This is a genomic window from Gilliamella sp. wkB178, assembly GCF_001690705.1.
Taxonomy (GTDB): Bacteria; Pseudomonadota; Gammaproteobacteria; order Enterobacterales; family Orbaceae; genus Gilliamella; species Gilliamella apicola_K.
This window is the reverse complement of sequence record NZ_LZGK01000016.1, coordinates 201,083-215,638: the sequence shown is the minus strand read 5'-3', so window position 1 is coordinate 215,638 and position 14,556 is coordinate 201,083. Positions and strand designations below refer to the sequence as shown.

Sequence of the window (14,556 nt, the reverse complement as noted above, 5' to 3'; positions counted from 1 at the left end):
CACTAGCTTATAAGAATAGCACATACAAATAAGACGTCAACATGTCTAGACGTCTAACTATCTTGATGTATAGATTGCAGCGTAATAAAAAAAACGCTAAAATTAACCACATTAGTTGTGATGTGATTTGGTAAACAATATGATGAAATGGAATGGTGAATATATAAGTCCTTATGCAGAGCATGGTAAAAAGAGTGAGCAAGTAAAAAAAATAACTGTATCAATCCCTTTGAAAGTACTAAAAATATTGACAGATGAACGTACTCGAAGACAAGTTAATAATTTGCGCCATGCAACGAATAGTGAATTATTGTGTGAAGCTTTTTTACATGCTTACACGGGGCAACCACTACCATGTGATGAAGATTTACAAAAAGATCATGAAGATGGTATTCCTAAACAAGCTCAAAAAATGATGCGCGATTTAGGTATAAATCCGGAATTATTAGAAGATTAGTTAATCACTATTCTGTGATTTAATTCTTGAAAAGTAAAAAGGCGCATACAGCGCCTTTTTAACTATAACAATCTACAATCAATTGGTAAATATTATTTTTTACCACCAACCATTGCAAAACGCTGTTTAAATTTATCTACACGTCCACCAGTCGCAACATCACGTTGTTTCCCTGTATAAAACGGATGACACTCACCGCACACGTCAAGATGAATATCGTGGCCAATGGTTGAATGAGTTTTAATAACATTACCACAAGAACAAGTTGCAGTAATTGCTGTATATTCTGGATGAATACCTTCTTTCATAAAAAACCTCTAAAGTTTGTACGTATCGCTATATAGATAGCAATATATTAAAGCAAAATCTATACACCATACGGATGTTAAAAAACATGATAAGCTTGCGGATTATACGCCTGATTAAATGTATAAGCAAGTAGAAGAACCTAGTTAAACCGGCAATAGACCTATAGTCACTTGCAATTCAATTTTTTCTCCATTGCGTAATACTACAATGGGGATAATTGTGCCTGGTTTCAACTCCGCAATTTGATCCATGGTTTCTACAATAGATTTTACGGGTTTGTTATCTACCATAACTAAGATATCATTAGCTTGTATACCTGCTTGTAAAGAAGGGCCTTCAGTGTTAGTCACTAAAATACCTAAAACTTCTGGTTTATCACTAGGGTTTTGCGTTGGTGCGAACTCCAACCCATCAATACCAATATAACCACGAATAACTTTACCATCTTGAATTAATTTGTTCATTATTTTTACAGCTAATGAAGTTGGAATAGCAAATCCTATACCTTCAGGAACTTCATTACCCATATTTTTGGCAAAAGTAAGTGTATTAATACCAACTAGCTCACCTTTAGTATTTACCAATGCACCACCAGAATTACCATGATTAATAGAAGCATCTGTTTGAATAAAGTTTTGCCTTCTGTATGGGCTTAATCCATCTCGTCCAGTTGCACTTATAATCCCTTGGGTAATAGTTTGCCCTATATTGTAAGGGTTACCTATTGCCAGAACAACATCACCAATTTTGGGTTCTCGATTAGTGTTAATATGAATAGTAGGAATATTGGTTGCCTCAATTTTAAGTACGGCAATATCAACAAGCTTATCAGAGCCAACGGATAAAGCTTCGAAAATCCTACCATCTTGCAAAGCAACGATGATTTGCTGCGCACCATCAATGACATGATAATTAGTAATAATGTAACCAGATTCACTCATAATCACGCCTGAACCTAAAGGTGTTATGGAATTATCTTGTGTTTGTTGAGGTATAGTATTGATAGAACGGCTATAAATATTAACAACTGCAGGCGCAGCAATTTTCACTGCATCAGAATAACTTAATGGATCATTATTAAAAATAGATACTGAAAAGCTAGATTGATTCCCATTACGTAAAGAAGGGAAAATAATTAATAATACCAGCGCTAAAACAGCACCAATCAATATTGGCCATAATATTTTTTTAAGCATTTTAAATAAAGATCATAATAAACAAGTTTACTTGATTCTATCATATCTATATACAGGTTAGAATTTTTGTTTTTGTCGATGCTTAAGCATCGACAAAACAATAAAAAATTAACGTAAAATCAGATAAATAAGACTATCACCACGTATAATATTCAAAGCAATTGCCGACGGATTACTATCAATAATTTTACGTAGATCGGCAATAGTACTCACCCGTTCTTTATTAACGCCGGTAATCAGATCACCTTCTTGTAAGCTTAAACGTGATGCTGGCGAATTTTTAGCTATTCTTTCAATTAAAACACCTTTAAGCCCCTTAACTTCACCATTACTTAAAGTTGCGCCATCAAGAGCTGCATGAAGTGATTTTGCTTCCGTCGTAGATTCATCACTATTTTTTAATTTAACATCAACTGATAATTGTTTACCATCACGAATTAATCCTAACTGTACAGTTCTACCTGCACCTGTTGTGGCAATTTTAGCACGCAATTCAGCAAAGCTATCCACTGGTTTACCATCTATTGAGATAATAACATCACCAGATTTTATACCTGCTGCTTTAGCGGCAGAATCATCCATAACTTCACTAACAAACGCTCCTTTTTGAACGTCTAAATCAAATGCTTTAGCTATATCGGAAGTTAACTCATTACCTTTTATGCCAAGAACCCCACGTTTAACTTCTCCATATTCAATAAGTTGTGAAGTTAAATTTTTAACCATATTACTTGGAATAGCAAAACCAATACCAACGTTACCACCACTTGGAGCTATAATAGCCGTATTAATTCCGACTAATTCGCCATTTAAATTAACTAAAGCCCCACCGGAATTACCTTGATTAATGGAAGCATCTGTTTGAATGAAATTTTCAAAGCCATCCATCGTCAAGCCACTACGTGCTAATGCAGAAATAATCCCAGAAGTAACGGTTTGACCTATACCAAATGGGTTACCAATAGCCACTGCATAATCACCGACACGTAATTTATCGGAATCAGCTAACTTAATTGCTATTAATTTTTTAGCATCATCAATTTTAAGTAATGCAATATCACTTTGTGGATCTTTGCCAATTAATTTAGCTTTGTATTCATGTCCATCATTAAGTACTACGGTAATTTTATCCGCATTATCAATAACATGATTATTAGTTACCACATATCCTTTATCAGCGTCTATGATTACTCCAGAACCTAATCCTGAAAACGATCTTGATTGACTATCAGGATAACCAAAAAATCGTCTAAACTCTTCTGGCATGTTATTTTGCATCTGCGCAGTACCTTCAACTTTTATACTTACCACTGAAGGTAACACCGTTTCTAACATGGGAGCCAAACTTGGTTGTTCAGTATTATTATTGTTTGTAGTTGCAGGAAATGCAGCATAAGTACTTGGCAAAGAGATTAAACTCATACCTAAACTTAACGCAATTAAGCTCAAAAATCTTCTAGGTTTTCTTAATGAATTATTCATCATACAACTCTCTCGTTCATGTTAAAGAATTTAATGTTTTAATAATGCTTCGCCAGATGAATCTGGAGAAAATAGACAATTATAATTAGGATTTATTTTCATCAGTTTTGAACAAACCAGATGGGTTATCGGAATAATCTTTAGGTTGTTTTTCAAGGGTAAGTTCTTTTGTAAGACTTAGATCATCATTAGCTTCAAGATCAATCACAGGTATATCATTACCTGAAATTAATTGTCCAGAATTTTCTGCCATATGTTGATAAAGTCGTCGAAAATCTTTGGCCATGTTATCTAATATTTCAGCACTATGCGAAAAATGTTTAACAATCATCTGTTTTTGAGCATTTAATTCTTCCTGTGTTTGCTCTAATTCTCGTTTAACTTTGGCATACTTACGCGCTTTGGGACTAATTATACTCATAAAAATTAATCCAATAATAAAACCAACTATTAACCCAATGATAAGATAAGTTATCATATCTTTATCCATATTTTACTCCTTGTAGTTATTCACTATATAATTCGATTAAATTATTTTTTTATTATTTTTACTTATTTTGCATGGTTAGCAAGTTTTATCAATTGTTTTTTTAGTTTATCGGGTGCATCTTCGGCTAAAGCATATAAAAAACTAGCACTTTCTGTTGTAATAAAGTTAAATGATTTAGATTTTTTTGATAAGTGATTAACAACTTCTAATGAATGAACTGTAATATCAGGATTAATTTGATATTGAATCGACGATAATGATGGTAATATTCTTTTACGTAACACCGAAATTATATTTTCTTGCTCATATTTCAACCTAGTTAACCAATTAGCTGAACTAACTTCAATAATTAAAATACCCTGTCTATAATTTGCCACTCTACATTGCTGATTTAATGCGTGAGGCAATAAATCATTAACTAGAATAGCTAATTTATATAGTGCAAATGTCCTTTCTTTAATTTGTGACAACGATGAATCTTGCGTCAAAAGTGTTGCTAATTTTTGTGGTTCATTCAGACGCATAAATTATGTCCTATTCTCAATTAAACTCCAAAATCACTTTTTGAAAAATACCTACTAATATTACACAATTTACCTCATTTATTACTAAATGTCTTATCAAAAGAATAAATTTACAATTTATTAAAAACTTTTTTAAAAAGGAAACTTAGTTATTTCTAATAGATAAAACAACAATAACTTCCTAACAATAAATATAACCATAGATTTTTTATAAATTAAGAATAAGCGAAAAAATAATTTGGTAAAACTAATAGATAGATAATTAACACGATTGGTATACCAATTTCTTAATATAAGAAAATTATTTTTAGACAATGCTATATAAGATTTAGATTATGTTCAATGCACATTAATAATGCCAATAAATGTGATTCACATCACATTTATTGGTTTATAAATATTAAAAATTTGACAACCTTTAGCTTCTATTTTTTAATACTTGTTATACCAATATAAATATTTTTAATATTATAAAAGGTTAAAACATGCATATACCTAGTCGCCTTTATCGAGAAATAGGTAATAAACTAAAATTATTATTGCGAAATGAGACTTATAAAATTGGAGATAAACTACCACCAGAAAGGGATCTGGCAGAAGCCTTTGATGTAAGTCGAACCGTAATACGTGAAGCCTTAATAATGTTAGAACTTGAAAATTTAGTAATAGCAAAAAAAGGTTCTGGTGTTTATGTAATTGGTTTACCTGTTGAAGTTTTATCTGAAAAAGATAAAAAAATTGAAGAAGACGATTTTGGCCCATTTGAATTATTACAAGCAAGACAATTAATTGAAAGCAATATTGCTGCTTTTGCAGCGTCACAAATAGTTAAGGCCGACATCGTCGAATTAAAAGCAATTTTACATCAAGAACGACAAATTTTAGAACAAGGTTTACTTGATGATTACAGTGCAGATGAAATGTTTCACATTACTATAGCTAAAGCTACAAAAAATTCAGTGCTTGAAGGTTTATTAGCTGATTTATGGCAAAAACGTTCAATTAGTAAAATGTGGGAGCAATTACATAGCCGTATTACTGATCATAGCTATCGCAAAAAATGGCTTTATGATCATGAAAAAATATTACAAGCATTACAATTTAAAGATGCTATGGCAGCACGTCGTGCTATGTGGCAGCATTTAGAAAACGTAAAACAAAAATTAATGGAAGTTTCAGATAGTGAGGATCCAAATTTTGATGGTTATTTATTTAATTCAATTCCAGATGCTATTGTCAATCAGTAAATAGCAAGATTAACACTATTTGTAAATTTTACTTTTTATAACTAAGTAGATTTTGTTAAGGAGACTTAGATGGAACAAACAATGCGTTGGTTTGGGCCAAGTGATCCAGTATCATTAGACGATATAAAACAAGCAGGCGCCACTGGAATCGTTACGGCTCTACATCATATACCAAATGGTGAAGTTTGGACAATTAAAGAAATTCAAAAAAGGAAAAAAATAATTGAAGATAAAGGTCTAACATGGTCTGTTGTCGAAAGTATTCCAGTACATGAAGAAATAAAAACTCATACAGGAAATGTTAAACAGCATATTGCCAATTATCAACAATCTATTCGTAATTTAGCTGCCTGTGGTATTGATACTATTTGTTATAATTTTATGCCAGTTTTAGATTGGACTCGTACTGATCTAGCTTATGAGTTACCAGATGGTTCCAAAGCATTACGTTTTGATCAAGTTGCTTTTGCAGCTTTTGATATTCATTTATTACAAAGACCAAATGCTGAAAAAGATTATTCTTCTGAAGATATTACCTCAGCTAAAAAATACTTTGATCAAATGACGCAAGCTGATAAAGATAAGCTTATAGCCAACATCATTGCTGGGTTACCTGGCGCTGAAGAAGGTTATTCTCTTGCACAATTTAGAGCACATCTTGCAACCTATGACGGTATTGATAAAGCCAAGTTACGCGAAAATTATGCTTATTTTTTAAAAGCAATAGTCCCCATTGCTGAAGAAGTCGGCGCTTTTCTAACTGTTCATCCAGATGATCCTCCGCGTCCAATTTTAGGTTTACCACGTATTGTTTCAACAATTGAAGATATGCAGTGGATTAAAGATACTGTTGACAGTATCCATAATGGTTTTTGTTTTTGTACTGGTTCTTATGGTGTTCGTAGTGATAATGATCTAACCATGATGGCAGAAAAATATGCTGATCGAGTGCATTTTATTCATTTACGGGCTACAGTACGAGAAGATAATCCATTATCTTTTCATGAAGGTGATCATCTCGCCGGAGATGTTGATATGTATAGTGTAATTAAAGTATTAGTAAATGAAGAGGAGCGCCGTAAAAAAGCTGGAATCAAACGATTAATTCCTGTTCGTCCAGATCATGGTCATCAAATGTTAGATGACTTAAAAAAGAAAACTAATCCTGGTTATTCGGCAATTGGTCGTTTACGTGGCTTAGCTGAGATTCGAGGCGTAGAATATGCAATTCGTAGAGCCTTTTTTTAAAATTTGTCATTAAAATAATTTTTAGCCAAAAAACGATTAAATAAATTAATCCACCTGTTAATAAGGTGGATTTTTTATTCATCACATAGACAAATAAATCATTATGCCTTAAAAGCATGTAATTGATTCATAGCTGCTTCAATACCTTGAGATAGCAAGATATCAGTGCAACTAATGGATTCATCTATTGCTTTATCAATTAATTCTTGTTCTGGCTTAGATGGTTTATTGAGAACATAGCCAACAACTTTATTTTTATCTCCTGGATGACCAATCCCTATTCTTAATCGGTAAAAATTAAGGTTATTACCTAATTTGCTAGCAATATCCTTTAATCCATTATGACCACCATGACTGCCACCAAATTTAAGTTTAGCTATACCTGGGTTGAGATCTAGTTCATCATGCGCCACTAATATTTCTTCAGGTTTAATTTGATAAAATGTTGCCATAGTTTGTACGGCTTTCCCACTCAAATTCATAAATGTGGTAGGTACCAATAAACGAACATCATGACCAGAAAGATTGATTCGGGAACTAAAGCCAAAAAATTTAGGTTCATTTTTTAATGGTTGATTATGTCGATCTGCAAGTAAATCGACAAACCAAGCCCCGGCGTTATGTCTGGTTGCTGCATATTCGTTACCAGGATTAGCTAATCCTACAATAAGTTTAATTGTTGTCATAATTCAATATTAACTTTTGACCAATTACTTTATAGTATTAAAATGCCCCAAAAATGGGGCATTTATATTAGTTTAAGGTAATGTTAGTAATGAAACATTGCCGAAATAGATTCTTCATTACTAATACGACGAATAGCTTCAGCAAGCATTCCTGATAAAGTTAACTGACGAACATTTTTTAATGTTTTCACTTCAGCTGAAAGTGGGATTGTGTCACAAACTATTACTTCATCAATTGCAGAGTTTTTAATATTACTAACTGCTTTACCTGAAAAAATTGGATGTGTGGCATAAGCAAAAACTCGTTTGGCACCACGTGCTTTTAAAGCATCTGCTCCCTTACAAAGAGTCCCAGCTGTATCAATCATGTCATCAACTAAAATACAATCTCGATCCGCAACATCACCAATGATATTCATTACTTCGGCTTCATTAGCGCGTTGGCGGCGTTTATCAATTATCGCCATATCAGTATCATTAAGTAATTTAGCAATTGCACGCGCACGCACCACACCACCAATATCAGGAGATACCACAATAGGCCGTTCAAAATCACGTTGCAACATATCTTCTAAGATAACAGGGCTACCAAATACATTATCGACTGGTACATCAAAAAAACCTTGGATCTGTTCAGCATGTAGATCAACTGTTAATACCCGATCTACGCCAACTGTTGATAAAAAATCAGCAACAACTTTAGCGGTAATAGGTACCCGAGCAGAACGCACTCGACGATCTTGCCTTGCATAACCAAAATAAGGAATAACAGCAGTAATACGCCCTGCAGATGCTCGACGCATTGCATCGATCATAACCAGTAATTCCATTAAATTATCATTAGTTGGGGCACAAGTTGATTGAATTATAAAAACATCTTCACCACGGACATTTTCATTTATTTGGACATTAACTTCTCCATCACTAAAACGACCAACAATAATGTCTCCAAGAGAAGTGTAGAGACGATTAGCTATACGCTTTGCTAGTTCGGGTGTGGCATTACCAGCAAAAAGCTTCATATCAGGCACGAGAAATCCTCAAGCATGTTATTATGATTACTTATTTGTAATCGGTTAAACCGGAGTGTTAATTATATAATCATTTATAGATCATCCTCAACTATTAATATAAAGATTTATGATAATTATTGTATTAATATCATAATAATCAATTAATAATAGTAAATAATATGTTTTTTGATGAACCTAGAAAATCTAGGTAAAATAACTAATAATTATGAAAGATAAAACTCGATAAACTATATGAAGCAAGTAGATAACGTAATGAATGAACAATTAAACAACCATAATCAAAAAGTAAAATCAAATAGACCTATTCGTAGTTTCGTGTTACGCCAAGGTCGTTTAACTAAAGGGCAAGAGCATGCATTAACTAATTTATGGCCTATTTATGGTATTGAATATGATTCAAATTCACCTATTATGTTTGACCAAGATTGTTCAGTAATATTAGAAATTGGGTTTGGCATGGGAGCTTCATTAATTACAATGGCAAAAAATGCACCCAATAAAAATTTTATAGGGATAGAAGTGCATAAACCTGGTATCGGCGCTTGTTTAATGGCAATTAATGATAATAAGTTGTCTAATTTAAAAGTTATGTGCCACGATGCCGTTGAAATATTCGAAAATATGATTCCTAATCATTCATTGGATAAAGTACAAATTTTCTTTCCTGACCCTTGGCATAAAGCCAGACATAATAAACGACGAATTATTCAACCTAAATTTGTAGAGCTCATTTGGCAAAAATTAAAATTAGGTGGGGTGTTACATTTAGCTACAGATTGGCAAAATTATGCTGAACATATGCTTGAAGTATTAACTCAAGCAAAAGGCTATGCAAATCTATCAACTACTGGAGATTATGTTCCTCGTCCGGAAGATAGACCTATTACTAAGTTCGAAAAACGTGGGCAAAACTTGGGGCACGGAGTTTGGGATTTACAATTTATAAAAGTCTAGTTTTTGTGACAGACAATATGATGAACCAATATTGTTATCGACAATAATACAAACGCCAAAGTGGGTAAAAAAAATAATAAAATCGTTAAAATAATTATGAAAACCACGATTTTATTTTGGCATAATTATACAAATAAGGTTAGATCCTAAAATTATGAATAATAATTACCAATTGAATAAAGTTGTTATATTTAGCCGCCATGGTATTCGCACACCATTACTTAATACGCTTGAATTTCTTAATCAGGCCACTCCTTCTACATGGCCGACTTGGGATCACCCTTTTGGTTATTTAACTACTCGTGGAGGGACATTAGAATCTTATTTTGGGCACTATTTTTCATTGTGGTTAGAAAAACACAACATCAAACTTCCTGCAGATAACTCCCAATTGTTTGTCTATGCCAATAGTTTGCAAAGAACTGTTGCCACAGCACAATTTTTTATAACTGGTGCATATGCAGGTCAAGATATTGTTGTTCAGCATAAGTATCCAATAGAAAAAATGGATCCTATTTTCGATCCAAGTTTACGCAATGATGCTAACGAATTTAAACAACAGGTATTAACTGATTTTGATAAGGCAGATGAAGCTGAATTAATTTATAAAAATTTAGCACCATCCTTTGACTTATTAGCCGATATTTTAGATTATAAACATTCAGAGTTATATGCTAAATATCAGTGTAAATTGGCTGATATTCCATATGAGTTGCATTTCAAAAAGAATGAAGAACCCGCTTTACTCGGACCTTTAGCTATAGGTGCCTCAGCTACTGACGCATTTTTACTACAATATTATTCTGCGTTTCCCAAAGAACAAATTGCTTGGGGAAAAATTAATAGTCTTAAACAATGGCAACAAATCATTAATATCCGTAACCAATATATCAATTTATTGTGCCAGACTAAAACATTAGCCAAACACGCTTCTGCTCTATTAATTAATATGATTAGCAATTTAATGCAACGTGATCATAATCAAGTAAATCTACTAGTTGGCCACGATAGTAACATAGCTTCACTACTTAGTACCTTAAACTTCAAGAACTATCAACTTCCAGAACAATTTGAAACGACTCCAATAGGCGGTAAAGTTGTATTTCAACGTTTTCTACACCGAACGTCGGGACAATATTTTTTCAAAGCAGAGTATGTATACCAAAGCTTTACACAACTCCATTTAGGACAGGCAATAGACTTTAACAATCCACCAAAACATTTTCAACTTGAGCTAGAAAATGCAATAACCAATAGTGATGGTTTTTATAACTGGCATGATTTTGAAAAACGTTTGCACTTTAATCAATTATAAAAAGGTTTGTTCCAACTATTATTTCTGCTGATATCTAATATAAAGACTGAGGAAATAATTATGTTCAAAACTTTATCAGTACAGATTTTTTATCAAGAATGAATTACCATCTGTATGGTAATTACTTTATATATAATAATTTCTGCAGTTTTAATTACGCTTTTGGTTTTTTCATTTAACGTCGTTAAAGAGTCTAAGTTACACTAAAGGTGTAATCCTTCAAGAAATTTAGAAGGTTCAATATTAATTTTTCTTTTGCAAAAAGATAAAATACCATAAACTATATTTATGTTTATCTATTTTGCATTATGCATAGTTTTATTTTAGATTTATGTATCTTTTTATAAAAGATTATTAACAATTAAGCAATAAATAATAATTACGAAAATAATTATTCTAGATTAAGGTTTTATTATGAAAATACTAGTAACAGGCGGTTGTGGTTATATTGGAAGTCATACTTGTGTGCAATTAATTAAATCAGGCTATACACCTATTGTCATTGATAATTTATTCAATAGTAAAGCTTCAGTTTTAGATAGAATACAACAACTAACAGGTTATTCAATTGATTTTTATCAGGGTGATGTATGTGACGAAAACCTGCTAGCCAAAATTTTTTCTGAGCATGACATCCAAGCAGTTATTCATTTTGCTGGTCTCAAAGCAGTTGGCGAATCAGTTTATAAGCCCCTTGAATATTATGAAAACAATGTCTACGGCAGTATTGTACTTATGAAAGCTATGCGATCAGCTGGCGTTAAACAATTAGTTTTTAGCTCATCGGCAACCGTCTATGGAGAGCTGGCACCAGTTCCTTATATTGAAACCTTACCTCAAGGATTACCAACTAGCCCTTATGGCAAAAGTAAATTAATGGTAGAACAATGTATGATGGATTTAGCTATTGCCGAACCTAATTGGTCGTTGACATTACTTCGATATTTTAATCCAGTTGGTGCTCATCCTAGTGGCTTAATGGGCGAGGATCCGCTTGGCATTCCTAATAATTTAATGCCTTACATTACCCAAGTTGCAGTTGGTAAACGTGAGTCGCTGGCTGTATTTGGTAATGACTACCCTACTCCTGATGGTACCTGTGTGCGCGACTTCATTCATGTTGTTGATTTAGCTGATGGCCATATTGCTGCACTTAAAGCAGATCAAAATAAAACCGGTATACATATTTATAATTTAGGTTCAGGTGTTGGTCACAGTGTTTTAGAGCTTATTAGAGCATTCGAAACAGCATCTGGGAAACCACTCAATTGGCATTTTGCACCAAGACGGGATGGTGATTTACCCGCATTTTGGGCCGATGCTAATAAAGCCGAGCAAATTTTAGGATGGAAAACTAAATTAACACTTGATGATATGGTAAAAGATTCTTGGAACTGGCAAGTAAATAATCCTCAAGGTTATCCTGATTAAGATTATGGTAACCACGTTTTTTAATCAATTTTAAAGCAAACTAATTAGGTAGTAACTTAAAGTTTAAAAAATAAGATAGCAGTGGTATACAGCGATATGACTGATGCCACTACTATTCTTTTGTAGCTAACTTTAAATTAATTCCCCTCTGACTTATAAAATACATAACTATTATCAATAAATATTTATAGAGTTAATTTAATCTAAAAAATTGTAAAGATGTTTCAGGAGAAGTTAATGTTTAAGTATAAAGTTAAATTGAATTTTAATTAGCTTAAACTAACAATTCTTAGCAAAATTCTGTATGATATAAAGCATCTTGGATACAAGGATAATATAATAAATGAAAAGCAATATATTAACTGCTATTTTCCCTGGTACGTTTGATCCTATTACTAATGGGCATCTCGATCTGATTACGCGAGCTTCACAACTTTTTCCTCGCTTAATTATAGCTATAGCAGAAAATCCAAGTAAAAAAACATTATTTACCTTAGACGAACGCGTTAATTTTGCTTCTACTTCAGTCGAGCACTTACTAAATGTTGAAGTTATTGGTTTTGATAATTTAATGGCAGATTTTGCCCAAACACATAATGCTACCGTCATTGTACGCGGTGTAAGAACCACCCATGATTTTGAGTATGAAAGACAACTTGCTGAAATGAACCGTTCTTTAAAACCTGATTTAGATACTATATTTTTAATGCCATCAATTGCTATGGGGTTTATTTCATCAACTATTGTTAAAGATGTTGCCTATCATGGTGGTGATATTTCTAATTTAGTTCCTATCCATGTCAAAACAGAATTATTAAAGCGATTAACTTAAATTTAGTAATTAATATGGTTAATTTTTACACTCCTCAAAAAAGAAAACTAGCTCCTCAGCAATTGACGGTATCCATTTCGAACCTTGATACCTTTGGGCATGGAGTTGCTCATCATAAAGGTAAAACAATTTTTGTTAAATCAGCTTTGCCAAATGAAATTGTTGATATTCAATTGACCGAGGATAAAAAAAATTATGCAAAAGCTAAAGTAATTAAATATCATAACCTAAGTAAGGATCGTGTCACTCCACAATGTGGTTATTATCAGAAATGCGGTGGTTGTGAATTACAACATATTTCACCACATCTACAGCACCAAGCTAAATATGATTCACTCATTAAACTGTTACAAAAAGAAAGTGGTGCATCTTTACAGCACATTATTAAACATTCCCCTCAGATTATTGCAGATCAACCTTATCATTATCGCCGTCGTGCACGACTTGCTATTAATATTATTAAAGGGGAATTGTATATAGGTTTTCGCCAAGCTGAATCAAATCAAATAATTAATATAGAACATTGCCCAGTTTTAGTTACACAATTGGATAAATTACTGGCACCATTACAACATTGTTTACGAAAAGTTAAACAGATAAATGCACTTGGACATGTTGAATTAATTAGTGTTGATAGTGGAATTATTTTAGTTGTAAGGCACACCAAGCCACTCAGTGAAACGGATACTAATCTATTAAAACAGTTTGCAGAAGATCACAACTTATCCTTGTATTTACATGGTAACGATTTGGTGCATATTAGTGGTGGAACTGAACATTACTATCTTATTAACCATTTAAAATTAACTTTTAGTCCACTGGATTTTATACAAGTAAATAGTAAAATTAATCAGAAAATGATCGTTCAAGCACTTGACTGGTTAGCTTTAAAATCCACTGATAAAGTATTGGATTTATTCTGTGGTATGGGTAATTTTTCATTACCTATGGCTACATTATGCAAATCGGTTACTGGAATTGAAGGTGTTAACGCACTAGTTGAAAAAGCTAAATTTAACACCATATTAAATAATAATAACCTTTGTGCTAACACTAATTTTTTAACTTGTAATTTGGATGATTGTCAGCAATTCTCGCGATGGAATTATACAACTTTTAATAAAGCGTTATTAGATCCAGCCAGATCTGGTGCTTTAAATGTGATAACTGAAATTGTTAAAATTAAACCATCAAGAATTGTTTATATTTCGTGCAATCCTGCCACTCTAGCTAGAGATAGCAAATTATTGATTACAGCAGGGTATCAAATTGCTAAAGTGGCTATTTTAGATATGTTTCCACAAACGAAGCACATTGAATCAATGTTATTGTTAACCAAATCAGGGTAATA

At 32.6% G+C, this 14,556-nt stretch carries 15 protein-coding genes; 8 read left to right on the top strand and 7 right to left on the bottom strand.

Annotated elements, in window-relative coordinates; all coding sequences use genetic code 11:
• Positions 1 to 139 precede the first annotated feature (139 nt).
• Positions 140 to 457, top strand: a complete 318-nt coding sequence (metJ, locus tag A9G13_RS10565) for a met regulon transcriptional regulator MetJ (RefSeq protein ID WP_065557565.1) — start codon at positions 140 to 142, stop codon at positions 455 to 457.
• Positions 458 to 549: 92 nt separating this feature from the next.
• On the opposite strand, the gene rpmE is transcribed toward metJ, so the two are convergent.
• The 5 genes from rpmE to A9G13_RS10540 all read right to left on the bottom strand — a co-directional run bounded on the left by rpmE (position 550) and on the right by A9G13_RS10540 (position 4,458).
• Entirely contained in the window at positions 550 to 765 is a 216-nt protein-coding gene (gene rpmE / locus A9G13_RS10560; protein WP_065557564.1) for a 50S ribosomal protein L31, read from the bottom strand.
• 144 nt (positions 766 to 909) lie between these two features.
• Positions 910 to 1,962 (bottom strand): outer membrane-stress sensor serine endopeptidase DegS, encoded by a 1,053-nt coding sequence (gene degS / locus A9G13_RS10555; protein ID WP_065557563.1) that lies wholly within the window; start codon positions 1,960 to 1,962, stop codon positions 910 to 912.
• Between the two features lie 108 nt (positions 1,963 to 2,070).
• Positions 2,071 to 3,447: a Do family serine endopeptidase gene (locus A9G13_RS10550; RefSeq protein WP_304363231.1), complete on the bottom strand. Its 1,377-nt coding sequence runs from the start codon at positions 3,445 to 3,447 to the stop codon at positions 2,071 to 2,073.
• Between the two features lie 82 nt (positions 3,448 to 3,529).
• On the bottom strand, positions 3,530 to 3,934 hold the full coding sequence (locus tag A9G13_RS10545) for a YhcB family protein (protein ID WP_081301240.1): 405 nt from the start codon (positions 3,932 to 3,934) through the stop codon (positions 3,530 to 3,532).
• A gap of 62 nt (positions 3,935 to 3,996) precedes the next feature.
• Complete coding sequence (locus tag A9G13_RS10540) at positions 3,997 to 4,458, bottom strand: DUF721 domain-containing protein (RefSeq protein WP_065557562.1); 462 nt, start codon at positions 4,456 to 4,458, stop codon at positions 3,997 to 3,999.
• A gap of 485 nt (positions 4,459 to 4,943) precedes the next feature.
• Between A9G13_RS10540 and A9G13_RS10535 the strand changes: the two genes are divergently transcribed.
• Both A9G13_RS10535 and uxuA read left to right on the top strand, forming a co-directional pair.
• Complete coding sequence (locus A9G13_RS10535; RefSeq protein WP_065557561.1) at positions 4,944 to 5,705, top strand: GntR family transcriptional regulator; 762 nt, start codon at positions 4,944 to 4,946, stop codon at positions 5,703 to 5,705.
• 69 nt (positions 5,706 to 5,774) lie between these two features.
• Positions 5,775 to 6,953: a mannonate dehydratase gene (gene uxuA, locus A9G13_RS10530; protein WP_065557560.1), complete on the top strand. Its 1,179-nt coding sequence runs from the start codon at positions 5,775 to 5,777 to the stop codon at positions 6,951 to 6,953.
• A gap of 101 nt (positions 6,954 to 7,054) precedes the next feature.
• Here the strand turns inward: uxuA and pth are convergent, their stop codons facing one another.
• A complete protein-coding gene (pth, locus tag A9G13_RS10525) occupies positions 7,055 to 7,639 on the bottom strand; it encodes an aminoacyl-tRNA hydrolase (protein ID WP_065557559.1) in 585 nt (194 codons plus the stop codon).
• Positions 7,640 to 7,722: 83 nt separating this feature from the next.
• Positions 7,723 to 8,670, bottom strand: a complete 948-nt coding sequence (locus tag A9G13_RS10520) for a ribose-phosphate pyrophosphokinase (protein ID WP_141670917.1) — start codon at positions 8,668 to 8,670, stop codon at positions 7,723 to 7,725.
• Positions 8,671 to 8,925: 255 nt separating this feature from the next.
• Here A9G13_RS10520 and trmB point away from each other — a divergent pair, with 255 nt between their 5' ends.
• From trmB to rlmD, 5 genes are all read left to right on the top strand, one after another.
• On the top strand, positions 8,926 to 9,627 hold the full coding sequence (trmB, locus tag A9G13_RS10515; protein ID WP_442902809.1) for a tRNA (guanosine(46)-N7)-methyltransferase TrmB: 702 nt from the start codon (positions 8,926 to 8,928) through the stop codon (positions 9,625 to 9,627).
• 154 nt (positions 9,628 to 9,781) lie between these two features.
• Positions 9,782 to 10,942 (top strand): histidine-type phosphatase, encoded by a 1,161-nt coding sequence (locus A9G13_RS10510; protein WP_065557557.1) that lies wholly within the window; start codon positions 9,782 to 9,784, stop codon positions 10,940 to 10,942.
• Between the two features lie 414 nt (positions 10,943 to 11,356).
• Positions 11,357 to 12,373 carry a UDP-glucose 4-epimerase GalE gene (galE, locus tag A9G13_RS10505; RefSeq protein ID WP_065557556.1) on the top strand — a complete coding sequence of 339 codons (1,017 nt, stop codon included), beginning with the start codon at positions 11,357 to 11,359 and terminating at the stop codon, positions 12,371 to 12,373.
• 343 nt (positions 12,374 to 12,716) lie between these two features.
• Positions 12,717 to 13,205 (top strand): pantetheine-phosphate adenylyltransferase, encoded by a 489-nt coding sequence (coaD, locus tag A9G13_RS10500; protein WP_065557555.1) that lies wholly within the window; start codon positions 12,717 to 12,719, stop codon positions 13,203 to 13,205.
• Positions 13,206 to 13,219: 14 nt separating this feature from the next.
• Complete coding sequence (gene rlmD, locus A9G13_RS10495) at positions 13,220 to 14,554, top strand: 23S rRNA (uracil(1939)-C(5))-methyltransferase RlmD (RefSeq protein WP_065557554.1); 1,335 nt, start codon at positions 13,220 to 13,222, stop codon at positions 14,552 to 14,554.
• The last annotated feature ends 2 nt before the right edge of the window (positions 14,555 to 14,556 follow it).

Excerpts from the sequence above, each read along its gene's own strand:
- metJ (WP_065557565.1), top strand. The coding sequence starts at position 140 with ATGATGAAATGGAATGGTGAATATATAAGTCCTTATGCAGAGCATGGT.
- rpmE (WP_065557564.1), bottom strand. The coding sequence starts at position 765 with ATGAAAGAAGGTATTCATCCAGAATATACAGCAATTACTGCAACTTGT.
- degS (WP_065557563.1), bottom strand. The coding sequence starts at position 1,962 with ATGCTTAAAAAAATATTATGGCCAATATTGATTGGTGCTGTTTTAGCG.
- A9G13_RS10550 (WP_304363231.1), bottom strand. The coding sequence starts at position 3,447 with ATGATGAATAATTCATTAAGAAAACCTAGAAGATTTTTGAGCTTAATT.
- A9G13_RS10545 (WP_081301240.1), bottom strand. The coding sequence starts at position 3,934 with ATGGATAAAGATATGATAACTTATCTTATCATTGGGTTAATAGTTGGT.
- A9G13_RS10540 (WP_065557562.1), bottom strand. The coding sequence starts at position 4,458 with ATGCGTCTGAATGAACCACAAAAATTAGCAACACTTTTGACGCAAGAT.
- A9G13_RS10535 (WP_065557561.1), top strand. The coding sequence starts at position 4,944 with ATGCATATACCTAGTCGCCTTTATCGAGAAATAGGTAATAAACTAAAA.
- uxuA (WP_065557560.1), top strand. The coding sequence starts at position 5,775 with ATGGAACAAACAATGCGTTGGTTTGGGCCAAGTGATCCAGTATCATTA.
- pth (WP_065557559.1), bottom strand. The coding sequence starts at position 7,639 with ATGACAACAATTAAACTTATTGTAGGATTAGCTAATCCTGGTAACGAA.
- trmB (WP_442902809.1), top strand. The coding sequence starts at position 8,926 with ATGAATGAACAATTAAACAACCATAATCAAAAAGTAAAATCAAATAGA.
- A9G13_RS10510 (WP_065557557.1), top strand. The coding sequence starts at position 9,782 with ATGAATAATAATTACCAATTGAATAAAGTTGTTATATTTAGCCGCCAT.
- galE (WP_065557556.1), top strand. The coding sequence starts at position 11,357 with ATGAAAATACTAGTAACAGGCGGTTGTGGTTATATTGGAAGTCATACT.
- coaD (WP_065557555.1), top strand. The coding sequence starts at position 12,717 with ATGAAAAGCAATATATTAACTGCTATTTTCCCTGGTACGTTTGATCCT.
- rlmD (WP_065557554.1), top strand. The coding sequence starts at position 13,220 with ATGGTTAATTTTTACACTCCTCAAAAAAGAAAACTAGCTCCTCAGCAA.